Raw genomic sequence first — 21,538 nt, forward strand, 5'->3', positions numbered from 1 at the left:
GTAGATGCTTGAATTCTAAACGCTATTCGCGTTTTAGCATTACAAAAGAGGTCTTTATGAAACGTCTGTTAGTATCCCTTTTGCTGGCTCTTCCTTTGCTGGCTGGTTGCACGAAAAAAGATAACGTTATCATGATCGGTGAATACGATTCATTGTCCGGTAGCGATGCCACGTTTGGCTTGAGCTCAAACAAAGGTGTTCGTCTGGCATTTGATGAAATCAACGCTGCTGGTGGTATCAAAGGTAAAAAAATCGAACTTAAAACCATGGATGACCAAGGTAAAAACGAAGAGGCCGCTGCGGCGACTACTCGCTTGATCACGCAAAATAAAGTGGTCGCAATTATCGGCGGCGTTGCTTCCGGTCGCTCCAAAGCGGCAGCACCGATTGCACAAGCCAAAGGTGTTCCGTTCGTCTCCCCGGCCTCCACAAATCCTGACGTAACAAAAGTCGGCGATTATGTATTCCGTGTTTGCTTCATCGATCCATTCCAAGGATCTGTGATGGCCAAGTTTGCGACTGAGAATCTGAAAATCAAAAAAGTTGCAATCCTTCGCGACGTTAAAAACGACTACTCCGTAGGACTGGCTGATGCCTTCCTGACAGATTTCAAAAATCGCGGTGGCGAAATCGTAGCGGACGTCTCTTACCAAGCGGGCGATATTGATTTCAAAGCTCAGCTGACGCAAATTCGCTCTAAAAACCCTGAAGCGATCTACGTTCCAGGTTACTACACTGAAGTGGGATTGATTGCGCAACAAGCTCGCCAACTGGGCATCAAAGCTCCGTTGATGGGTGGTGACGGATGGGATTCCGAAAAATTGCACGAGATCGGAAAAGAAGCGATCAATGGCAACTACTACTCAAACCACTACACTGTTGAAAGCACAGATCCTGCAGTGACTGAATTCATCAAAAAATTCAAAGCGAAATACAACGAAACTCCGGATGCGTTGGCAGCTTTGGGTTACGATGCCGCTAAAATTCTGGCAGCCGCTATGGAGCGTTCTGTAGACTTGTCAGGTAAAGCGATTCGTGATGAACTGGCTAAAACAAAAGATTTCCCTGGCGTGACTGGTAAAATCAGTCTGAATGAAAACCGCGATGCTGTTAAGAGTGCTGTGGTGATTCAGGTTGATGGACCAAACCGCAAGTACATCTCGACAGTGACGCCTTAATCGGCCCCAATAAAGGACGGACATGCAGGATTTCGCACAGCACTTAATAAATGGTATCAGCCTTGGCTCCATCTACGCACTGATCGCTCTTGGCTACACCATGGTGTACGGAATCCTGAAAATGATCAACTTCGCCCACTCTGATGTTTACATGGTGGGCGCCTTTGGTGCCTACTATGTCGCCCGGGCCCTGGGTATCGAAGCTCAGCCCGGCATCGGTTCTTTGGCAGTTCTTCTGATTTCTTCGATGGTCGTTTGCAGTGTCCTGGGTCTTTTGATTGAACGACTTGCTTACCGCCCCCTTCGCACAGCACCTAAATTAAACATTCTGATCACCGCTATCGGTGTCAGCTTGCTGCTGGAATACGGTGGACAAGTTGTATTCGGAGCCGATCCCAAAGTCTTTCCTGAAGTGATGAAAGATTTTGTGATCTTCTCGTTCGGCAATGTGGAACTGAAGTCCTTCGATTTGACAGTCCTTCTGGTCAGTGTCATCGCGATGATGGCCCTTCAATTCATGCTCTATAAAACCAAACTTGGCAAAGCCATGCGTGCGGTCAGCGCCAATCCTTCCGTCGCCAGCCTGATGGGCATTAACCCGGATAAAATCATCGCTTTCACATTTATCGTGGGCTCGGCCCTGGCCGGAGTGGGCAGCGTCCTGGTCGGCATGAAATATCCGAAGATTGATCCTTTGATGGGAATGATGATCGGCATGAAGGCCTTCGTCGCCGCAGTTCTGGGTGGCATCGGCAACGTGCGTGGCGCCGTTCTTGGAGCCTTGATTATGGGGCTTTCCGAAGAAATGGTCGTCGCTTATCTTTCATCCACATACCGCGATGCTTTGGCCTTCGGTATTCTGATTGTCATTTTAATCTTTAAACCTGCTGGCCTGCTGGGCAAGTACACTGTGGAGAAAGTGTGATGATTCGTGCTTTAAAGAATCCTCTTTTATCCCTTGTTGCAACCCTGATTCTGGGGCTGGTCTTTCAGTTCGGATTTGATGAATACATCCAACTGATGGTTTTGTTCGTCACCGTTAACTGTCTGATGGCCATGAGTTTAAATCTGGTCAATGGCTACACAGGGCAATTTTCATTGGGACATGCTGGTTTTATGGCGATCGGCGCCTACTTCACGGCCTACGCTTCCGTGAATTGGAACTTCCTGCCGGAGCAATTTCAAGGAATCACATTCTTTGTCTTCGCTATCGGCAGCGGTCTTGCCGCAGCCCTTGCTGGATTTCTGGTGGGACTTCCCTCTTTGCGCCTGAAGGGTGACTATCTGGCCATCGTCACTCTGGGGTTTGGTGAGATCATTCGCGTGGCGCTTTTGAATATGGACTTTTTGGGCGGTCCGCGTGGATTTGCCAACATTCCAGGATTCTCCAGCTTTTACATGTCCTATGCCTTCGCCGTTCTTTGGATCCTGATTTGCTTCTTTACCATTTGGCGTGTGATGAGATCCTCTTGGGGACGCGGCTTCCTGAGTGTTCGCGAAGACGAAATCGCAGCCGAGTCCACAGGTATCAACACGACAGGAATGAAGGTTCGCGCTTTTGTTCTTTCCAGCTTTTTTGCGGGTGTGGCCGGCGCCTTGTTTGCTCACTTTACCAACTTCATCAATCCATCATCATTCACCTTCCTGCAAAGCGTGAATGCTGTGATCATGGTGGTTTTGGGCGGAATGGGATCCATGACAGGATCCATTATCGCAGCCATTTTTGTAACGGCACTGCCTGAAGCACTTCGTCCCCTGCAAGAAGTGACCGGTGTCGACCTGCGCATGGTTATTTACTCATTGTCTTTGGTACTTGTGATGATTCTTCGCCCTAAAGGCATCATGGGCGAACTGGAAATCACCGATCTGTGGAGAAAATATGTCCGACGTTCTGCTGGAAGCTAAAGGTATCACAATGCAGTTCGGCGGATTAAAAGCCGTCGACAATCTGTCCTTCAAAATTGAAAAAGGTCAGTTGGCGGGTTTGATCGGACCAAACGGTGCGGGTAAAACAACGGCCTTCAATATGCTGACAGGCGTTTACCAGCCGACTCATGGCGAGGTTTTTCTGGACGGTCAATCCTTGGCGGGCTTAAGACCCTACCAGATCTCCCAGCGTGGCATCGCCCGCACATTCCAAAATATTCGTCTTTTTAAAAATCTGACGGTATTGGAAAACGTCCTGATCGCCACACATCAGCATGTGAGCTATGGAATTATGGATGCCTTGTTTCAAACCAAGAAGTTCATTGAGACTGAAAAGCAAATGACTGAAAAAGCCATGGACCTTCTTTCTCTTTTTTCCATGCAAAACAAGGCCGATGAACTTGCGAGCAGCCTCCCTTACGGCCAACAGCGCAAGCTTGAGATCGTCCGCGCCCTGGCAACCGATCCCAAAATCATCTTACTGGATGAACCTGCAGCGGGAATGAATCATTCGGAAACTCACCAACTGATGGAAACCATCGCGCAGATCAGATCCAAATTTAACCTGACGGTTTTATTGATCGAACACGACATGAAACTGGTCATGGGAATATGTGAAAATATTGTGGTGCTGGATCACGGAGTGAAAATTGAAGAGGGCAGTCCCAAGCACGTTCAAAACTCCAAAAAAGTTATCGAGGCCTACCTGGGTGTGGAGGAAACTCACTAATGCAGACTCCAATTATTTCCGCTGAAAACCTGAACGTCTATTATGGATCCATCCAGGCCCTTAAAGGAATCACTTTCCACGTCAACAAAGGGGAAATCGTCAGTTTGATTGGTGCCAATGGCGCCGGTAAAACAACGACACTTCGTGCATTGTCTGGATTGGTTCCCTCCCAGGGCACAATCACAATGCATGGCAAAGATCTGATGACCGTGCCATCCCACGACCGGGTCAAGCTGGGCATGGCTCAGTCCCCTGAGGGGCGCGGTGTGTTTCCCCAAATGAGCGTGCTCGAGAATCTGGAAATGGGTGCCTACCACCGTAACGACAAGGCCGAAATCAAAAAAGATTTTGAAATGTGTCTGGAACTGTTCCCGCGAATCAAAGAACGCCTGTGGCAGATGGCCGGGACATTGTCAGGGGGCGAGCAACAAATGCTGGCAATCAGCCGCGCCCTAATGTGCAAACCTGAGATTCTATTGCTGGATGAGCCTTCTTTGGGACTTGCTCCCCTGATCGTAAACCAGATTTTTCAAATCGTGACCAAGCTGAATCAGGATGGCATGACAATTCTGCTGGTGGAGCAAAATGCCAAGCTTGCCCTAAGAATTTCTCATCGTGCTTACGTTCTGGAAACCGGGCGCGTGGTGATGCAGGACACAGGTATCAACCTGCTGAACAACGACGAAGTTCGCAAATCTTACCTCGGCGTTTAAAAAGAATCTTTAAATAAAAAACCCGCTTTCGAGCGGGTTTTTTTTATTTCTCTTCGTGTTTCCACTGCAGATAGTTGTTGTTTGATTTGTTTTCCGGGTGCTGATGATACTCTTTATAGAGTTGCAACACATCCCGATGAAAATTCGACTGATATGAGTGCACTCGGCTGCCCAAGGCCCCAAAAATATTGAACAAGCTGAACACCACAAGGACCGCTGAAAAAATCCAGGCAAATCGTCTTGCGGGCATTCTGTCACGAAGCTGGCTAAAGGCGATGGTAATCAACACTGTCACTATCGGGAATGCCAAAATTAAATGCCAGTGATTGAACTCCACCGGGGAAAGACCCGTGGCCAAAATCATCGAGCAGAACATGTAAAAAGCGTACAGGTAAATTCGCTCTTCACCCTGCACCAAGGTGCGATCCTGGCGAATCTTGAAAGGGCGGTCCGTTTTCCAAACCTTCTTAAAGATTTTCCATTGAACCACGGCACTGAACACGACCGTTACCGCCGTGAACAAGTATTTGCCACCATGGAATGCTCCACTGACAATCTTCTGCACCGTCAGATCCTGAATCCACAGAAAATTGATCTCACTAAAAATATGACGACCATAGGAGATCGCACCATAGCGAATCCAATAGGAAATTCCTTTTAGCACCGGATAAACCAGGACAAAGTTTTTTCCAATAAACGAATTGGACTCTTTACTGACGGCCACGGCCAGTTCACGGTGCTCCAGATAAGCCATCAGCCATGGGAGTAAACTAAGAGCCACTACCGCACTTCCCGCGACAAAGCCCCACCAATTCACTTTCAAGTATCTGAAACCCCAAAGTCCCAAAGACAGAATCCCCAGCATCAAGACAGAGAAATGGACCTGCACGCAGAAGCCAATTGTCAGGACGTGAAAAAACGTCATCCAGAAACTTTTCTTATTCATGTGGTAGGCGGTATAGAAGTGAACAGCAGAGAACAAAAATAAGTACGCCGGATTGTACAGTTCCGTCTGCTCCACGCGCCAAGGACTGAGCCAATACAACAAAAGAAAATCCAGGATAATGACCGGCTTAAAATTCTTTTTCAGAACGTCAGCAAATAGAAGGTACGAAATCACGTGGAAAAGTAAAATAACCGCCAGAGCGGAATAAGGCGAAAAATAGATTTTCATCGGAATTGCCGAAACGGCCGTCAAAAAACTGCCCGGCAAAAAACCCATGCCGGTCGTCGCATTTCCAAAGTGTGACCACTGTCCGTCATCGATCACACGGAATGCTTTTAGCAACATCTGCACGTGATCATTATGCAAAGTGAGATGCGCAAAAAAGAAAATACTGAAGAAAAGGCCCAGGGAAAATAAGGCCAATTTGGACAGACACAGGGAGGCTGTTGTTTCGGGTTTCTTAGACATGGGCTCACTTTGGCACAAAAGAGGCCCTTAGGCCATCTTTTGTAGTGTGATTTCCATCTCGGTTCCACGGCCATCTTTGACCGGGCTCTTGATACTTACTTTACCATCGTGCGCTTCGACTACAGCTTTTACGAACGTCAGACCCAAACCCATTCCGTATTCAGAACGGCTCTTGTCACTGCGATAAAGCTTTTGCCAGATCAAGCCGTGCTCTTCAGCGGCGATTCCGGGACCGGAATCCACGACTTTAAGAATAACGCTTTCCGTCTGATTGATAGTCTCGATGATTACTTCACCACCCGGAGGTGTGTACTTATGGGCATTATCCAAAAGATTGGCGATCACACGACTGATCAATCTTGGATCAATCATCGCCCAGTCATGGGAATCCAATTTTTGCGTGACCTTGATGTTTTTTTCCTCGAAGGCCATTTCATAAAGGTCCATGATTTCACGCACCAGATCACTGATAAACTTTTTCTCGATCTTCAGCTTTTTACTGCGATTCTCGGCCTCGGTAATATCAGTCAGGACCTGCAGGAAGTTCAGGATCTTATCTGAGTTCTCGAAGCAGCTTTGCAGGGCTTCGCGATAAGACTCCAAATCACCCTCACTGGTCAGTGCAATTTCCGCACGGCCACGCAGTCTGGTTACCGGCGTGCGAATATCATGGGCCAAATGATCAAAGGCTTCCTTCAATCCATTTACCAGGTTCTCGATCTTATCCAGTGCCTTATTGAATAACAGCTTAAGCTCTTCAAGCTCATCATCACTGCCACCAATCGGCACACGAGTGGAAAGAGATCCGCGCTCGATCTTTTTCATCGAGTTGATCAGTTCACGAACGGGACTAAGAGTGGAATTCGATAAAAAGAGGCCGCCCAAAAATCCAATCATCGCAACCGGAACCAGAGTCCACCAGAAAAGTCTTTGCAGATTGCGCAGCTGGCGAGCCATTCCTTCCGTGCTTTTCGCCAACATAAGGCGCTCGCCATTTTTTAGATTTCTTCCCTGAACCAAAACCGCCTCGGCCCCCTGGCGTTCAGGGATGGAGAACTCGAATGCATTTTCACGATGATTTCGCAGTTCACGAGTCAATAGATTCTTATCAAATTCAGGTGCTGGATTAGGCCAGTGAGAGAAAACGACATCACCGTTTTCGTCGTAGATTTCAATCATCAACGAGGCATCACGGTCAAAAGTACGCAAAACCTCGAAATACTGTTTGAAGTCCTCAAGGCCATTGACCTCGATACGATTGGCAAACTCGTCCGTTTTAGAAACGAGAATCGCCCGCTCTTGATTTTGCAGTGAGTGCGTGATTTGAAAATAAAGAAAACTGAAGATCAGCGTGGAGCTCAGAATCAGTACCAGCGAGTACGCAAGCGTCAGCTTGGTACTGATTCTAAAAAGCGTGGGCTTAAGACCCTTTAAGAACATAACCTACACCTCTGACTGTATAGATAAGTCGTGTAGGAAAATCTTTTTCTAACTTGTTTCTTAGGCGGCATACCAATACGTCTACCACATTCGTTTGTGGATCGAAATCATAATTCCAAACTTCTTTAAGGATAGTTTGTTTTCCGATGATTTTGTTTGGATTGCTCATGAATAGATCCAACAGAACAAACTCGCGCTCTTGTAGATCCAACTTGCGACCCGCACGAACCACATCACGGTTCAAACGATTCAATTTCAAATCCTGGAAAACCAATTGAGTCACTTCAGAAGCTTTCTGAGCGCGCTTTAACAGGTTCTTTACGCGGATTTGCAATTCAGCCATTGCGAATGGCTTTGTCAGGTAGTCATCACCACCCATGCTCAAACCTTTAAGACGGTCGTCCAACTCGCGCAAAGCACTCAAGATCAAAATCGGTGTGTTGATTTCTTTCTCGCGCAGAGATTTTGCAAACGTGTAGCCATCCATTTCAGGAAGCATCAAATCAAGTACAATAATGTCATAATGATTTGTCAGGGCTCTTTCGTAAGCACGTCTTCCGTTGGACTCAACGTCGACTTCACCTTCAAGCTCACCCAAACCTTGTTTTACGATTGTTGCAATCTCGTTGTCGTCTTCTACTACTAAGCATCTCATCTTAAGGAACCCCTCTGGACTAATGATTTAAACTTGCGCCAGTGTATATCAGGTTTGTTTCTAAACAAAAGGTTCAATTTTAACTAAGCTTGCAAAAACGCCTATTATTACAGACATTTAATCGCCTACTTTGGGGAATAATGCCCTTTATTACTGGGTTTTAAAGCTTATGTGGGGCATTTCGGGTTGACCCTTAAAAAAAAGAAACAGGCCCGGGGTCAGCGGGCCTGTCGACATGGTTTAGATATTAACGGGTCTTTAACTTATTATCGTTTCAATTGGATCACTTCATTAAGAAGTTCATCGGTCGTCGTGATCGTTTTTGCATTGGCTTGGAAACCACGTTGATTTTGGATCATGTTTACGAACTCTGTTGCCAAATCCACTGTGGATCTTTCAAGAGATTTCGCGAACAATTTACCACGACCAGCTGCACCTGGGCCACCCACTGAAGCTGTTCCAGAGTCTCTGGATTCCTTCAAACGATTGTTACCAACTTTGAATAGAGCTTCTGGATTTTCAAATTTCGCCAGTGCAATCTGCGCCAAGTCTTGTGCCTGACCATTCGAGTAAACCGCAGTCAAGATACCTTCATCATTGAAGGACAAGCTGTTGATTGTACCCGCAGCCGCACCGTCTTGGTGCCAAGAGATAAGGTCTGAGTTTTTACCGTACTGTTTAGTACCGTCCAAACCTTTACCGCCATCCTTGATTGCATCACCGAAGTTCAATTTGATTTCTTGGCCTTGAAGTGCGCCACCTTTGAAGTTGAAATTCGAGGAAGTCAGTTGTTGAGTGTCCAATTTACCATCAACCGTGAATTCAAGCTTACCAGCACAAACTTCAGAAAGCTGACCTTCTTCGCCACCAGTAATTTCTTTACCGTCAACAAGGCCTTTGTATTCCCATTGTCTGTCAGCTGTCTTATTGAAGAACAAGCTCAACAAATGCTTATTACCTTGGGAATCGTACATCTCTACACCTGTAGAGTAGTGAGACGTGGAGTATGGGTCTTTTGGATCAAACTTTTTAGTTGGCTCCATACGGGAGTCCAAGTTCAGGTCCATCTTGATTTCTTTAGTCGCTTTCGCCGGAACCAATGCACGAGGGAATTTGATGTCAGTCATTTTGTTCAGGATGTTACCTTTTTCATCAGTACCGAAACCTTGAACTTTTTGATTGTCATTAGTTACCAGGTAACCTTCACGGTCAAAGTGGAAGGAACCATCACGAGTGTAAGACTCGCCATCAGAACCTTTAACTTTGAAGTAACCATCACCAGAGATTGCAAGGTCCGTTACTTTTTCAGTAGCGTCAACGTTACCTTGAGTAAGGATTGGATTTACGGCACCGATCTTCACACCACGACCGATTTGATTTCCGCCCAGAACACCTTTTAAACTTTTAGAAATGATATCTTGGAATTCCGCGCGGCTTGCTTTGAAACCGACAGTGTTTGCATTCGCGATATTGTCACCGATAACGCCTAGGGCTTCGCCCTGAGCAGCCATACCAGACACACCCGTGTACAATGAAGAAAGAATACCCATGTGACCTCCATGTCGTTGGCAGTTCTATTCGAGAACCACCGTTTGGAGAGCCTCCTCTACGAGGACCAGCTCTAATATTTAGTTTTTAGTTCATTCGCCTTCACTCATCCTGAGCTTCAGCGATTTTGTGTTTTATCTGTCTCTTCAGGACAGCTTCAACACGTTTTGCGGTTAAATAACCACCGTGCTATCGATGTTCGTGAACACATTTTCTTTCAATGCGGTCTTGTCCATCACAGTAACAACAGTCTTATTCTTCACGCTGACAATCAGTGCCGAGTCATTCATCAAAACCAATGAATCCTTGGAACCTTTCGCCGCAGCTCTCGAAACCGCATCATTCAGCTTGTTAATATCCTCGGGACTGTATCTAATCCCGCGAGTACTCATTCGCTCAATTGCATGATTCGAAAACTTCACTCCTTCAGCAGGCTTTGTTAAGCCTTGAGGAACCACCTGTGCAGCTTGGGGAGTCGCAATCGGCCCACCGAGCTTATCAAGGGTATCCTTGAAGGAAGGACCCGTTCCCGCTCCAACTTCAGGTTTAACCTTCGGCTGCTGCTGCGGAATGAGTTGTTCAAATGTCTGTATCTTCTTTAAGTCCACCATTTTACTTCGCCGTCTCCTTCGCGATCTTTTCCATCATGTCGCGAGATAAACCCACCGTATCCATGATCTTAGATTTTGGCGCAGGAGCAGACGCAGTAGTAGGACTTTGTTGAACTACATTTGCCTCTTTCTTAGTTTGTCCTGTGGCATCATCCTTTTTCAAGTCTAGGTTGGTGACATCATTTACATTCTGGTCGTTCCTCATAAGACGAGGGTCTGTGATCTTCTTCACGTCTCTGAAGCGAATCGCCTGGTTTCCAACATTTAGAACCGGGCCTTCAGAGGAATAACTCACGCCTGTGATAACGCCATCGAAATCTGTTTTGATGCCGAGTTTTTTTCCGTCCGCTGTTTTTGCCTCTGCCAGGAATTGATATTCTCCTGCTGCGGCTTTCATACCTTTCGTGTCTTCACCATTCCAAGTGAGTTTGTTATCACCTTGCTTCAGACCTTTCAGGTTGTACTCACGCACGACAGCTCCATCAGCGTCACGCACTTTCACTGTCACTTCCTCTGCTGCCATTGGCAACGAGAAACGGAAATCATGTTCTCTGTCATTCACGCCGCGCACAACTTTGGATGAATCACCCGCAACAGCTTTGCCGATCAAATTCAACGCCTGGAAATTTTCAGAAGGTTTTTGTGCTGCCTTCATCTCTTCAAGGGTTTTGTTGATGTTCTGCATTTGCTCGAGTGACGAGAAGTTCGCCAATTGAGCTGCCATTTCATGTGACTTCATTGGGTTTGTCGGATCCTGATTCTTCATTTGCGTAAGCATCAATTTGAAGAATGCATCCTTATCCATATTTGGATTACCCGTCGTACGAACTTTCTGAGTAGGATCAGTCCAATTCGGATCAGCAAGCTTGTTCGCCACCGCGCCAAGATCTTCTTCGCCGACTTTCGCTTTATCGGAAGCGCTCAATGTGCTAGCCACATTTGTGCTTGTCGGTTTTTCATTTGTTGCACCGAAAGCATTCACTCCTAATTTCGCGTTGACCATTGTCATTCAAGTTCCCCTTTTTTATGCCACTAAGTTTAGACCGCTGCCTTTGCCTTCAGTTGTACGTGGCGCTGATTTTACAGACGCTGTATCAATTGGTTGCAAAGGATCACGACGTTTACCAGCATAGCCACGAAGCGGTTGCATATCAGTGAAGGATTCGCGACGACCTTGGTTACCAAAGCTGTCATTGAATTGATTCCAGAACTGACGTGCCTGGTCTCTTTGACCTTGGCCGTTCGTATTATTTTGGTTTTGCGTCGCTGTGTCGGCAGACGTCGTATTCACAACATCCACTTTAACATTTTCCACAGACAATTTGTGAGCAGCAAGACTGTTCTTCAAATCAACTAGACTAGACTCAATAGACTTTTTCGCCTCTGGAGAGTCCGCTTGCATCTGAAGATTCACTTTTCCGTCCTGAAGCATGACTTTCAAGTGGATTGTTCCCATGCCCTCTGGGGACATCTGAACTTTCACCTCACCGCCACCTTTTTTGATCAGGTATTGGGCTTGATCCATCAATTGCTTCACGCTGGCTTCGTTTTCTGCCGCGTTCACTGGAGCTTTGGGCGCCATCGCTGCCATCGCAGGGTCAAACTTCAAGCTTTCACCTTTGATTGGTTGCGCTTGCAGAGCCTCAAGTCCATTCAATTCCGCTTTGAATTCCGCCGCTTTTGTTGTCAGCTTATCCTGCGCAGAATCTTTACCCTCAGCCATTCCCTGCTGCATAAACTGCTGTGCCTGGTTTTGCATCATGGATTGACCTTGGTTCTCCTGCTGAAAGAAGGATTCGGGGCCCATCTTTCCATTCACAGCCTGCTTCATCATATCCATCTGCTGAGGCTTCTCCATGCGTGGGGCCTCAATAGCTTTGGTGAATTCATCAGTCAGCTCGACGGATGACTCTTCCATCGCTGCACCTTCGGATTTTTGTTGCGCTGCTGCCGCTGCCTGTTTTGCCGCCAGTGCCGCCAATAATGCCGGAGACATGGTCTCCTTCATCTGACCTTGCAAATGCGGAGGCAATTTATCCAGAAGATTCTGTTGAGATGCTTCGGCTTGCGACGCCCCTGGAGCTGGCATGGCCGCTTCCATTGGCATTTCCGCTTCCGGCATCATGGCGCTGTCGTCCATCATCATACGTGATGCCAACGAACCACCCAGATCAGGCATTGCCATGGCATTCGCCGGCCCATCCTGTTTCATCCAGAACTTTTTATTCAGGTTATCAACCGCAGTTCCGATCTGGTTCTGCTTTTCCTGCGCTGCCGCCACTCGCATCTGCATGCTCTCTTGAGACATGCCTAAACCCGCTGCCATTTCCGGCATCGGTTTCGGAGTTTGTGGTTGTGGCATTTGCTGCAATTGAGCAAGCAAGGACGCATACATGGCCGTGGCTTGTTCTGCCTGGTCATCGTCCAAGTTCAATTGATCAATCACAGCTTGCGCTGTCACTTCTGGGGATTGTTTGAGCTGGCTGTCGTCCAGTTCGGCCATCGCTTCCACAAGTCGTGTGGGAGGGATTTCAAATTCACTCTCGAATGAGTCCATGAATTCTTTGATTGCCTGCTGTCGATTCGCCGCCCGCTTTTCTTTCCCATCGTCAGTGCTGACCTTGCGTTCTGGTTTCGAGCTGTTTTCCTGAGCTTTTTCATCCCGTGGCTCTTTCGAGTCTTTGGAATCTTTCGCTCGGGCTTCCTGCTTCGGCGATTCTTTGGTTTCTTTCGGGCTTCTCAGGCTGATTTTATCCTGCAGAGCTTTGTCGAAACCGGAATCTTTACCGGAACCCTTGAAATCTTTCTCCTGAAGTTTGTCAGAAGCTTGAGACCTCAATTCGGTCGCACCCACCATTGGGGGGCCGACTATATTTAACAAAATGATCCTCCTTCCTAGAGAATTTCTGTTACTTTACTTTTCTGATGCTGGAGCACGTTTATAACCGGCATATTTCTCAGAAATGATCTGAGCTTTTTCCGGCTTCAATAAATTCATGATATCAGCAGCATTTTTCTTTTTCATACGACCAAGTATCTCAACCACCAAATCCTCGTCCATCGTCTCAAAGACTTTGGCCGCTTGCGGGGGCTTCATATTGGTATACATCTGTACCAAGGTATCGACTTTCTGGTCGTCAGCCTTGACGCGATCCTCGAGCATGCTGGAGATCTTGCCACGCATGTCCTCGAGCTCTTTCAAACGTTTATCCAATTCAACCTTTTGCGCCTGAAGTTCGGATTCCTGACGATTCAGCTCCTCTTCACGGGCATCAAGTTCTTTTTTTCTGTCAGTCAATTTTGTCAGATGATCAATTTCACTTGTCGACAAGGAGGCCGCTTTGGCTTCCGTCGCCGCTTCCACCGGCTTTTCTTCCGCAACCGGAGCCGCAGGTGCTGGAGCGGATTGCGCCATCGCGCCACCGTTCAAAGTGATTTCCACGCGTTTAAGAACGTTGTCGATTTCCTCATGGTTCTGGAAACCCACAACCGCAAGAATCAATCCCAAGAATGAAAAACCGGCCATTTTCCAATGCACACCGGATTTCTTTTTGGATTTTTTGGGAGCAGTCATTTTCATGCGACGACGCAACTGTTGTTCAACGTCTTCAGAGGATAGATCCAAATGCAGGCGAGTCGACGCTGGATTTTTTGTGAACTTCACACTCCCGCTGTTTTCGTCGGCGACCTTGCGTGCATTTTTAAAATACTGATCGTATCCAGATTTCATCGATTTATGATTCCTTCATCCTTGAAGTTCGCAAACCCGTTTATTCAGCTGTTCTTTTAAACCGCAGAATGGCCTGCTCATCCATCTCTTTTTGATCCTGGATTTTTCGTTCGGCTTTGTATTCCTCGAACTGATTTTCCCGGGCCTTCTCCATAATTTTATAGTCTAGAGCGGCTTGTCGCAAAATTTCTCTCTTGGCCTCGACTATTTTTTCGATTTCGTGAACATTTTGCTCTTGATTCTGAATGCGAATTTTCTGGCCCTTCATGAATTCATGAATTTGTGAGAGGGCTGGACCTTGGGCGCCCCCGGCCTGAACCAGGCTCCCGGCGCGGGCTTGGGCGTCCAGAACATCCTGGCGCATTTTATCCAACTTGGTCTGATATTCATTTAGTACGGCCACCGCATCCTGAAAGTTCTTCTGAGCGATATTTTCAACAACCTTACGGTGTTCAAGGACTTTCTGCAGGGGAAATTTGAATCTCACAAGTCACCCCCTGGTTAGGCGTTGATCAGAATCTGCTGAAGCATACGAACGGTATTATTGAAGTTCGTGGGATCTTCAACTCTTTGCTTAAGGAAGTCATTCACCTGATCGATGACTTTTACGGCCCGGTCAATCTTCGGATTGGAACCCGGCTTGTAAGCGCCGATATTAATCAAATCCTCTGCATCCTTATAAACCGCCAAAGTCTCTTTCAGCTTTTGCGCCAGTCGCACGTGCTCCGAGGACGAAACCGCTTTCATAACACGCGATGCACTTTGCATAACGTCGATCGCCGGATAGTGACCACGAGCTGCCAAGGCGCGAGACAAAACGATGTGTCCGTCCACGATGGAACGAACTGAATCCCCGATCGGATCATTCATATCATCACCCTCTACGAGTGTGGTATAGAATCCTGTAATACTGCCTTCGCCTTCAAAGTTTCCTGCGCGCTCAAGCAATTTCGGAAGAGTTGCGAACACCGACGGAGTGTAACCTTTTTGAGAAGGCGGCTCTCCTGTCGACAAACCGATCTCACGTTGTGCCATTGCAAAACGGGTGACCGAATCCATCATCAACAAAACATTCTTGCCTTGAGCACTGAAGTATTCCGCCATTGCTGTTGCCACATAGGCACCACGCATACGCAGAAGTGGAGATTGATCACTCGTCACGCAGACGACCACGGAACGAGCCATACCCTCAGGACCCAAATCATGCTCGATAAACTCACGCACCTCACGACCCCGCTCGCCGATCATGGCGATCACGTTGACGTCAGCAGTGGTGTTACGAGCCATCATACCCAGAAGCACGGACTTACCCACACCCGAACCAGCCATAATAGCGACACGCTGACCAAGGCCCGCGGTTAATGCACCATTGATCGCACGAATGCCCACATCCAGTGGCTCGCGAATCGGCTGTCTTTCAAGGGGGTTACGAATTTCACTATATAAAGGAACTTCCCGGAAGTTTTCAATCTCGCCTTTGTTATCCAAAGGGCGACCCAAACCATCCACCACGCGACCTAAAAGCTCATCGCCGGCACGAACTGTGGCAATCTGACGGGAAAGTACGATTTTAGAACCCAAGGCAACGCCTCTCATGTCATTGAGAGCCATCATCAGAACGTGCTTGTCCTTAAAACCCACCACTTCCGCAAGGAAGGAGCGATCAAGGCCCGCAGGAATGATTTGCACCACGCTACCAACACTGGCGCCTGGCAGATATCCCTTGATCAGCATCCCGTTCACTTCCGTCACTTTACCGCTATCGCGGGTCAAATGGATGGAGTTGACCAGGTCCGAATATTTATCCAGATCAAGAGACATTTCACTCATTAACTTGCAACCTTATCTTTTACTTTCGGCATGTTCTCGGAAAGAACAGACCACAGCTGTTCCAAACGTTGTTCAACGCGGGCATCGACTTCACCATAGTTGGTTTCAACAATGCATCCACCAGCCATGATCTCGGTATTTGGCTCGAAGCGGATTTTCTTGGTGAATTCAAGATCACGACCCGTTTCTTTTTTAAGCTCTTCCAAAAATTCAAACTGTTCCTGGGACACGTGAACTGTGATTTGTTCTTCGTCTTGAGCCAGGCTGACCGCATCTCTCAGGATCTGCACCATGGCATCATTGTTGGTAGCCAATTCAGCTTTAGCCAGGCGGCCGGCCATTTTGTAGGCCAAAGTCACCAGGTGATTTTCATTGAAAGCCGCCAATTCTTTTTTCAGCTCTTTCACACCCAACAGCAATTCATCAAGACCCTGCATGCGCGCGGCGATCTCATCAGATACCTTTTCAAAAGCCTCTTTACGGCCTTCTTCCAAACCAAGATTATAGGCTTCCTGGTAGGCTTGTTCCTGGATTTCTTTAAGCTTATCCAAAGCGGCAGCTTCGATCTTTTCCTGCTCGTCGACTTCTTCGACCTGATCAACGCCCGTTTGAATACGAATCGCATCGTTCATACGGAAATCAGATCCACGCTTTTTTTGCGTCAAATAGTCCATCGCCTGAGAGGGAGTGCCCAGTTCAAACTTGACCGGCACGAACTCCAGAACGGTTTTTTCTGCCACGTCCTTCTTAAGGACTGCCTTCGTGTGGGCCCCAGGGCCCTGTTTGCCAGAACTAGACCATTGCATCTTCTGAACCGCCTCTTGCAATCAGGATTTTTCCTTCCGCCTCTAGGCGGCGAGCTGCATTGACGATCTCTTGCTGAGCACCCTCGACGTCTGACAGACGTGAAGGTCCCATGTTTCCAAGATCCTCGCGTAACATCTCGGCCGCACGAGCGGAGATATTTTTGAAGATTTTGACACGAATTTCCTCGCTGGAAGTTTTGAGTGCCAGCAGAAGTTTGTCGTTTGGTACTTCTTTGAGAAGCGCCTGAATACCACGATCGTCGATTTTGATGATGTCGTCGAAGACAAACATAAGTTTGCGAATCTCTTCGGCAAGAAGAGGATCCTTTTCCTCGAGACGGGACATAATCGCCGTTTCCGTGTTTTTGTCCATAACGTTGAGCATCTCTGCCACCGGCTGAACCCCGCCCAAAGCGGCTTGTTCCACAGTTGCAGTATTGGACAATTGATTTTTCAATACGCGGTCGATTTCAGCAATCAACTCAGGGTCCACGTGCTCCAAGTTGGCCATACGCAGAACAACCTCTGCTTGCAGGGCTTCTGGAAGACGTTTTAGAACCTCACCTTTTTTCTCCGGCTCCAAGTGAGCCAGAATCACCGCAACTGTCTGAGGATGTTCATTCACCAGGAACGTCGCCAATGACTTGGCATCCACCATCTCCAGGGATTCCAAAGAACGCGAGCCACCGGTGGTGATATTCAAACCACCCAGAATACCTCTGGCACGCTCTTCACCCAATGCATCCACGATAGTTTCCTTCGCAGAAATGGTTTCAGAGAAGATATAGTCTTCAGTTTCAGAAATCATTTCATAAAACTCTTCAAGTACGCGCTTGGTAACGTGCACAGGCACGACGCGCATTTTGCTCATCTGATTGATAAGCTTGCGGATATCTGCATCGTCCATACGACGCAAAAGGACCTTCACTGCATCCTTACCAAGATAATTGATAAGAATTGCCGCTTTATCGAAACCTTTGAGTTGTTCGTACTCAATATGATCGGCTTTGTGCAGTTTCATTACGAATCCTTCCTAACAAGCCACATACCAAAAGCATTGGCTGCTTTTTCCTCATCGCGGCCCATAGTGGCCATGATACGGTCTTTCAACAATTCAGACTCAGCTTTTTCAGGGTCAATGGATTCCTGTAGGACAGGAAGAGCCGTCGACATGCCCGGAAGCGTGTTATCCACAGATTGAAGCTCTTCAAGTTCCTCGATAGTTCTTGGCAACATCTCCTCCACAGAATCCTGGAAGCTGTCGGTAATCCATTGCATGAACGGACGAACCACGATGAAGAAGAACAATGCCAACGAGAAACCCAAAAGCGCCCATTTGAACAAAGCATGGATCAACTTCTTACGCTCAAGCGTCGTCAGGATTTTTTCAGCCTCAGAAAAGTCTTCTGGCTGGAATTGAATGGATTCAACTTTAACAGAGTCACCACGAGCGGCGTTAAAACCGATCGCACCCTTGATCAGGTCTTCGTATTTTTTAACTTCCTCAACGGAACGAGGCTGCCATTTGCTCTCTGTTGTGCCGTCAGCATTCTTTGTTGTCACATGAACACCGTCGACCACAACCGCAACACTCAGACGCTCCAGATTTCCGGCAGCTTCTCTGATGTTACGAACTGTTTTGGGAACTTCGTAATTGATGGTCTTCAATTCTTTTTTAACGTCTTGTTTGAAACCCACTTGGCCGGAAGCATCTTCCGCACCAGGGATATTCGAACGGGAACCCGGAACACCTGCTGGATTGGTACGAGCCCCATCCAGGGATTCCTCTTCAGATTGTTGCGAGCGAATGGCTGTTTTATCCGGATCCACTAGTTCTTCAACAGAAGAGATCACCCGGTGATTCAAGGTCGCATCCACTTTCGCCACAACTTTGGCATGACCAACAACTTTGGACAGGATGTCTTCGATACGATCCTCGAAGTCACCTTCTACTTTTGCTTTCAGATCCAATAGATCACTGGAACCGCCCGTTGTGCCATCGGAAGCACGGGTCAATACTTTCCCGCGCTCATCCAATACAGCCACTTTATCCGCATCCATACCCTCGACCGCATTCGCGACCAGGTAACGGATACCACGAACTTGTTCCTGAGAAAGCTCTTTACCCTGATGAAGCTCCACCACGACGGATGCTGAAGGTGAACCACCCTCTTCAAGGAAAGTCTTTTTATTTGGAAGGGCCAGAATAACTTTTGACTGCTTAACCGCAGTCAAAGTGTTGATGGCTCTCATCAACTCACCCTGCAGGGCTCTTTGATAATTGATTTTTTGCGCGTAAGAGTTAACCCCGAAATCCTGCTTGTCGAACAGCTCCAGACCGATGGAACCCATTTTTGGAGATCCGATTTCTGCCATCAACGTCATTTGCGTTGAGTGCAAAAGCTCTTTCGGAATGGCGACTGTTTTACCACCGTCGCGCAACTGGAATGGGATGTTCTTCTCATTCAATTTCGCCACGATCGTGGAAACTTGTTCAGTCGGAATATTTGTAAACAGAGGAACATAGTCCTTACCGGACGCCATGAACATCATCGTCATTAATGCCACAACCGCAATAAGAGTTACGGCAATAACTGAAAGTCGTTTGGTTGGACCCAGATTTTTAAAGAACTCACGAAACTGGACAACCAATCCACCAAAAATTTTGTTCAAAGAATCCCTCCGGTCTTACACTTTGGCTCCGCCAAAGCACGCGATCTAACGAATCATGTATCAGTAAATAAACTTACAAAAACTAAACCTGCATTTTCATGACTTCCTGATACGCATCAATAATCTTGTTGCGTACTTGGACCATGACTCGCAATGCGATGTCGGCTTTTTCGGAGGCAATCATGGCGCCCGCGACATCGTCCGTTTTTCCAGTGGCAATGTTTTGCGCAAACTTGTCAGAAGTTTTTTGCAATTCATTCACGGAGCTTACGGCATCCTTCAAGGTATCAGCAAAGCTCTTGCCGGATTCAGATGTAGAATTCAGTGATGTAGTTTCACCCGAGATGTTCAGTGATTTGGAATCACGCAGATTGCCCGTCTCGAGGAACCTGTTGGCATTTGATACTGTAAAACCCTCCATGGCTTCACTTCTCCTTGTACTCAGTACTCTCTAAAAATTGTATTCTATACGTTCAAAAAATTCCTGCTTTTTTAACCTAGTCTAGGAACTATCTTCCTATTTCCAAAGCACTCATGGCCATATCTTTTGACGCCTGCATGGCCGATACGTTCGCCTCGTAGGAACGCGACGATTGTATCATATTGGTCATTTCTTCCATGAGATTGATATTGGGATATGCGACGTAACCCTCTGGATTTGCATCAGGATGATCCGGCTCATATTTCAATAACGGTGCCTTGCGATCCGAGACGATATCAGTCACCTGGACCCGTTGCATATTCCCCATAGGGTCTGTGCCTGTCACGATTTCGCCAAAATTCTTGGCGTCGGGCATGCTCTCGAAAACCACGTCCTTACGGCGATACGGGCCGCCTTCCGGGGTCTGGGTCGTATTGATATTGGCGATATTGCTGGCAATGGTATTCATGCGCATTCTTTGCGCTGCCATACCACTGCTACTAATTCTCATACCGGTTAAAAAATCAGCCATGATTTACTCCCGAACATCCTGTTCTGGATTTAAAAAGTTAACTACTCCGACGGAGTCGGAGTGTAGACCTACCGACCTTCAGACGCTGCGTACTTCAATGCTGCCATTTTTTTATTGATCAGCTGAAGTGCGGTTTTGTACATGATGGCGTTTTCAGACAACGCCGACATTTCCTTCTCAAGATCCACCGTGTTGCCGTCATTGTTCACAGCACCCTCTGGATTTTCGTAAATGTCCGGTCTGGTTTTAGCCACCGACACACCACCCAGTGAAAAGTGCTCTCCACTGCTGGTGCTCAGTGCATTCATGCCATCCATATTCATGGAGCGGGACAACGCCTCTTCAAAATCCATCTTCTTCGCGTGATACCCTGGGGTTTCCGCGTTGGCGATGTTAGACGAGGTGATGTTGTTACGAAGCTGCCTCATTCGCATTGAGGTCGCGAGGCCGTTTATCGTTTTATCGAAAATATCACTCATGCGACACCTTCTTCCCTGTATTCGTTCAGTTTGTTTCTCAAGGTTCTGATACTGATTCCAAGCATTTGAGCCGCACGCGTGCGGTTCTGTGCCGTCAACTCAAGGGTCTGAAGAATCAGACGCTTTTCAACGGCAGAAAGGGACATTCCTGGCGCGAAATCCGCTGCAGATTCGTCTACCACGGATTCAAATTGAATAGATTGCATCTCAATGACCTGGCCTTTGGTCAATACAACCGCACGCTCGATCACATTTTCAAGCTCGCGAATATTTCCTGGCCAGTTCCAGGAGTTCAATCTTGCATAGGCATCCACAGAGAAGCTCAAACCGGAACGACCATGCATGATCTGAGTTACTTCCAAAATAAAGCTCACAATTCCCTGGAAATCCTGAGTGCGATCTTCCAGACGCGGAACTTCCAAATGGATCACTGCAATCTTGTAGAACAGATCCTGTCTGAACTGCTCCTGCTTAACCATCGCGCGCAGGTCACGGCGTGAGGTTGAAATGAAACGCGGGCGAGTGCCATCGTTTCTTTCCGCAAGCTTCATCAGCTCCCCTTGTACATGCGATGAGGCGCAATCCAAATCCTCAATCAGCAATGTTCCGCCATCAACTTTTTCAAAATTGAAACCACCGGAATTCTTGCATTCAAGAACCTGCAATTTATTTGAACGGCTTTTGGAAAAGATATAGCGTGCAAAACTTGTTTTGCCTACACCGGCTTCTCCAACAACCAGCAGACTTGCCTGCGTCGCCGCAAGTTGCATCCCCAATTGTTTGGCTTCATTCATTTTACGGTCTTCGATGTTTAAAGCATCAAAATCAAAATACGACATCTTCGTCCCTGCT

General features: G+C 47.3%; 22 protein-coding genes. 5 read left to right on the top strand and 17 right to left on the bottom strand.

The window, feature by feature from the left end; all coding sequences use genetic code 11:
- Window positions 1-56: 56 nt before the first annotated feature.
- The 5 genes from AAAA73_RS07930 to AAAA73_RS07950 are packed head-to-tail and all read left to right on the top strand — an operon-like array spanning window position 57 to window position 4,547.
- Window positions 57-1,178 (top strand): ABC transporter substrate-binding protein, encoded by a 1,122-nt coding sequence (locus AAAA73_RS07930; protein WP_340597667.1) that lies wholly within the window; start codon window positions 57-59, stop codon window positions 1,176-1,178.
- A 22-nt stretch (window positions 1,179-1,200) separates the two neighbouring features.
- A complete protein-coding gene (locus AAAA73_RS07935; RefSeq protein ID WP_340597668.1) occupies window positions 1,201-2,103 on the top strand; it encodes a branched-chain amino acid ABC transporter permease in 903 nt (300 codons plus the stop codon).
- 2 nt (window positions 2,104-2,105) lie between these two features.
- Entirely contained in the window at window positions 2,106-3,083 is a 978-nt protein-coding gene (locus AAAA73_RS07940; protein ID WP_413583479.1) for a branched-chain amino acid ABC transporter permease, read from the top strand.
- Window positions 3,058-3,834 carry an ABC transporter ATP-binding protein gene (locus AAAA73_RS07945; protein WP_340597670.1) on the top strand — a complete coding sequence of 259 codons (777 nt, stop codon included), beginning with the start codon at window positions 3,058-3,060 and terminating at the stop codon, window positions 3,832-3,834. Before AAAA73_RS07940 ends, AAAA73_RS07945 begins: the two co-directional genes overlap by 26 nt.
- The gene (locus tag AAAA73_RS07950; protein WP_445292026.1) at window positions 3,834-4,547 is read left to right on the top strand and encodes an ABC transporter ATP-binding protein; all 714 of its coding nucleotides are present in this window, start codon (window positions 3,834-3,836) and stop codon (window positions 4,545-4,547) included. The genes AAAA73_RS07945 and AAAA73_RS07950 overlap by 1 nt, the downstream gene beginning before the upstream one ends.
- A 43-nt stretch (window positions 4,548-4,590) precedes the next feature.
- Here the strand turns inward: AAAA73_RS07950 and AAAA73_RS07955 are convergent, their stop codons facing one another.
- The 17 genes from AAAA73_RS07955 to AAAA73_RS08035 all read right to left on the bottom strand — a co-directional run bounded on the left by AAAA73_RS07955 (window position 4,591) and on the right by AAAA73_RS08035 (window position 21,525).
- A complete protein-coding gene (locus AAAA73_RS07955; RefSeq protein WP_340597671.1) occupies window positions 4,591-5,961 on the bottom strand; it encodes a hypothetical protein in 1,371 nt (456 codons plus the stop codon).
- A 27-nt stretch (window positions 5,962-5,988) separates the two neighbouring features.
- Window positions 5,989-7,401, bottom strand: coding sequence for a sensor histidine kinase (locus tag AAAA73_RS07960; RefSeq protein WP_340597672.1), 1,413 nt, complete (start codon window positions 7,399-7,401; stop codon window positions 5,989-5,991).
- Window positions 7,382-8,056: a response regulator transcription factor gene (locus AAAA73_RS07965; protein ID WP_340597673.1), complete on the bottom strand. Its 675-nt coding sequence runs from the start codon at window positions 8,054-8,056 to the stop codon at window positions 7,382-7,384. Before AAAA73_RS07965 ends, AAAA73_RS07960 begins: the two co-directional genes overlap by 20 nt.
- A 266-nt stretch (window positions 8,057-8,322) precedes the next feature.
- Entirely contained in the window at window positions 8,323-9,606 is a 1,284-nt protein-coding gene (locus AAAA73_RS07970) for a flagellar hook protein FlgE (RefSeq protein WP_340597674.1), read from the bottom strand.
- 171 nt (window positions 9,607-9,777) lie between these two features.
- Window positions 9,778-10,215 carry a TIGR02530 family flagellar biosynthesis protein gene (locus tag AAAA73_RS07975; RefSeq protein WP_340597675.1) on the bottom strand — a complete coding sequence of 146 codons (438 nt, stop codon included), beginning with the start codon at window positions 10,213-10,215 and terminating at the stop codon, window positions 9,778-9,780.
- A 1-nt stretch (window position 10,216) separates the two neighbouring features.
- The gene (locus AAAA73_RS07980; RefSeq protein ID WP_340597676.1) at window positions 10,217-11,224 is read right to left on the bottom strand and encodes a flagellar hook assembly protein FlgD; all 1,008 of its coding nucleotides are present in this window, start codon (window positions 11,222-11,224) and stop codon (window positions 10,217-10,219) included.
- A gap of 15 nt (window positions 11,225-11,239) precedes the next feature.
- Window positions 11,240-13,096 (bottom strand): flagellar hook-length control protein FliK, encoded by a 1,857-nt coding sequence (locus tag AAAA73_RS07985; RefSeq protein ID WP_340597678.1) that lies wholly within the window; start codon window positions 13,094-13,096, stop codon window positions 11,240-11,242.
- A 33-nt stretch (window positions 13,097-13,129) separates the two neighbouring features.
- Complete coding sequence (locus AAAA73_RS07990) at window positions 13,130-13,945, bottom strand: MotE family protein (RefSeq protein WP_340597679.1); 816 nt, start codon at window positions 13,943-13,945, stop codon at window positions 13,130-13,132.
- A 40-nt stretch (window positions 13,946-13,985) separates the two neighbouring features.
- A complete protein-coding gene (fliJ, locus tag AAAA73_RS07995) occupies window positions 13,986-14,432 on the bottom strand; it encodes a flagellar export protein FliJ (RefSeq protein WP_340597680.1) in 447 nt (148 codons plus the stop codon).
- A gap of 14 nt (window positions 14,433-14,446) precedes the next feature.
- Window positions 14,447-15,775, bottom strand: a complete 1,329-nt coding sequence (locus AAAA73_RS08000) for a FliI/YscN family ATPase (RefSeq protein WP_340597681.1) — start codon at window positions 15,773-15,775, stop codon at window positions 14,447-14,449.
- Window positions 15,775-16,581 carry a FliH/SctL family protein gene (locus AAAA73_RS08005; RefSeq protein WP_340597682.1) on the bottom strand — a complete coding sequence of 269 codons (807 nt, stop codon included), beginning with the start codon at window positions 16,579-16,581 and terminating at the stop codon, window positions 15,775-15,777. The genes AAAA73_RS08000 and AAAA73_RS08005 overlap by 1 nt, the downstream gene beginning before the upstream one ends.
- Entirely contained in the window at window positions 16,568-17,602 is a 1,035-nt protein-coding gene (gene fliG, locus AAAA73_RS08010; protein ID WP_340597683.1) for a flagellar motor switch protein FliG, read from the bottom strand. Before fliG ends, AAAA73_RS08005 begins: the two co-directional genes overlap by 14 nt.
- Window positions 17,602-19,254 (bottom strand): flagellar basal-body MS-ring/collar protein FliF, encoded by a 1,653-nt coding sequence (gene fliF / locus AAAA73_RS08015; protein ID WP_340597684.1) that lies wholly within the window; start codon window positions 19,252-19,254, stop codon window positions 17,602-17,604. Before fliF ends, fliG begins: the two co-directional genes overlap by 1 nt.
- A gap of 82 nt (window positions 19,255-19,336) precedes the next feature.
- Window positions 19,337-19,675, bottom strand: coding sequence for a flagellar hook-basal body complex protein FliE (gene fliE, locus AAAA73_RS08020; RefSeq protein WP_340597685.1), 339 nt, complete (start codon window positions 19,673-19,675; stop codon window positions 19,337-19,339).
- Between the two features lie 88 nt (window positions 19,676-19,763).
- The gene (flgC, locus tag AAAA73_RS08025; protein WP_445292027.1) at window positions 19,764-20,207 is read right to left on the bottom strand and encodes a flagellar basal body rod protein FlgC; all 444 of its coding nucleotides are present in this window, start codon (window positions 20,205-20,207) and stop codon (window positions 19,764-19,766) included.
- Window positions 20,208-20,275: 68 nt separating this feature from the next.
- Window positions 20,276-20,686 (bottom strand): flagellar basal body rod protein FlgB, encoded by a 411-nt coding sequence (gene flgB / locus AAAA73_RS08030; protein ID WP_340597687.1) that lies wholly within the window; start codon window positions 20,684-20,686, stop codon window positions 20,276-20,278.
- Window positions 20,683-21,525 carry a sigma 54-interacting transcriptional regulator gene (locus AAAA73_RS08035; protein ID WP_340597688.1) on the bottom strand — a complete coding sequence of 281 codons (843 nt, stop codon included), beginning with the start codon at window positions 21,523-21,525 and terminating at the stop codon, window positions 20,683-20,685. The genes flgB and AAAA73_RS08035 overlap by 4 nt, the downstream gene beginning before the upstream one ends.
- Window positions 21,526-21,538: the final 13 nt, after the last annotated feature.

It is taken from the genome of Bdellovibrio sp. GT3, assembly GCF_037996765.1.
In the GTDB taxonomy this organism is placed as follows: Bacteria; Bdellovibrionota; Bdellovibrionia; order Bdellovibrionales; family Bdellovibrionaceae; genus Bdellovibrio.

Excerpts from the sequence above, each read along its gene's own strand:
- AAAA73_RS07955 (WP_340597671.1), bottom strand. The coding sequence starts at position 5,961 with ATGTCTAAGAAACCCGAAACAACAGCCTCCCTGTGTCTGTCCAAATTG.
- fliG (WP_340597683.1), bottom strand. The coding sequence starts at position 17,602 with ATGAAACTGCACAAAGCCGATCATATTGAGTACGAACAACTCAAAGGT.
- AAAA73_RS07970 (WP_340597674.1), bottom strand. The coding sequence starts at position 9,606 with ATGGGTATTCTTTCTTCATTGTACACGGGTGTGTCTGGTATGGCTGCT.
- AAAA73_RS07930 (WP_340597667.1), top strand. The coding sequence starts at position 57 with ATGAAACGTCTGTTAGTATCCCTTTTGCTGGCTCTTCCTTTGCTGGCT.
- AAAA73_RS07980 (WP_340597676.1), bottom strand. The coding sequence starts at position 11,224 with ATGACAATGGTCAACGCGAAATTAGGAGTGAATGCTTTCGGTGCAACA.
- AAAA73_RS07950 (WP_445292026.1), top strand. The coding sequence starts at position 3,834 with ATGCAGACTCCAATTATTTCCGCTGAAAACCTGAACGTCTATTATGGA.
- AAAA73_RS08005 (WP_340597682.1), bottom strand. The coding sequence starts at position 16,581 with ATGCAATGGTCTAGTTCTGGCAAACAGGGCCCTGGGGCCCACACGAAG.
- AAAA73_RS07990 (WP_340597679.1), bottom strand. The coding sequence starts at position 13,945 with ATGAAATCTGGATACGATCAGTATTTTAAAAATGCACGCAAGGTCGCC.
- AAAA73_RS07965 (WP_340597673.1), bottom strand. The coding sequence starts at position 8,056 with ATGAGATGCTTAGTAGTAGAAGACGACAACGAGATTGCAACAATCGTA.
- AAAA73_RS07960 (WP_340597672.1), bottom strand. The coding sequence starts at position 7,401 with ATGTTCTTAAAGGGTCTTAAGCCCACGCTTTTTAGAATCAGTACCAAG.
- AAAA73_RS08035 (WP_340597688.1), bottom strand. The coding sequence starts at position 21,525 with ATGTCGTATTTTGATTTTGATGCTTTAAACATCGAAGACCGTAAAATG.
- AAAA73_RS07975 (WP_340597675.1), bottom strand. The coding sequence starts at position 10,215 with ATGGTGGACTTAAAGAAGATACAGACATTTGAACAACTCATTCCGCAG.
- flgB (WP_340597687.1), bottom strand. The coding sequence starts at position 20,686 with ATGAGTGATATTTTCGATAAAACGATAAACGGCCTCGCGACCTCAATG.
- fliE (WP_340597685.1), bottom strand. The coding sequence starts at position 19,675 with ATGGAGGGTTTTACAGTATCAAATGCCAACAGGTTCCTCGAGACGGGC.
- AAAA73_RS07935 (WP_340597668.1), top strand. The coding sequence starts at position 1,201 with ATGCAGGATTTCGCACAGCACTTAATAAATGGTATCAGCCTTGGCTCC.
- AAAA73_RS08000 (WP_340597681.1), bottom strand. The coding sequence starts at position 15,775 with ATGAGTGAAATGTCTCTTGATCTGGATAAATATTCGGACCTGGTCAAC.
- AAAA73_RS07945 (WP_340597670.1), top strand. The coding sequence starts at position 3,058 with ATGTCCGACGTTCTGCTGGAAGCTAAAGGTATCACAATGCAGTTCGGC.
- flgC (WP_445292027.1), bottom strand. The coding sequence starts at position 20,207 with ATGGCTGATTTTTTAACCGGTATGAGAATTAGTAGCAGTGGTATGGCA.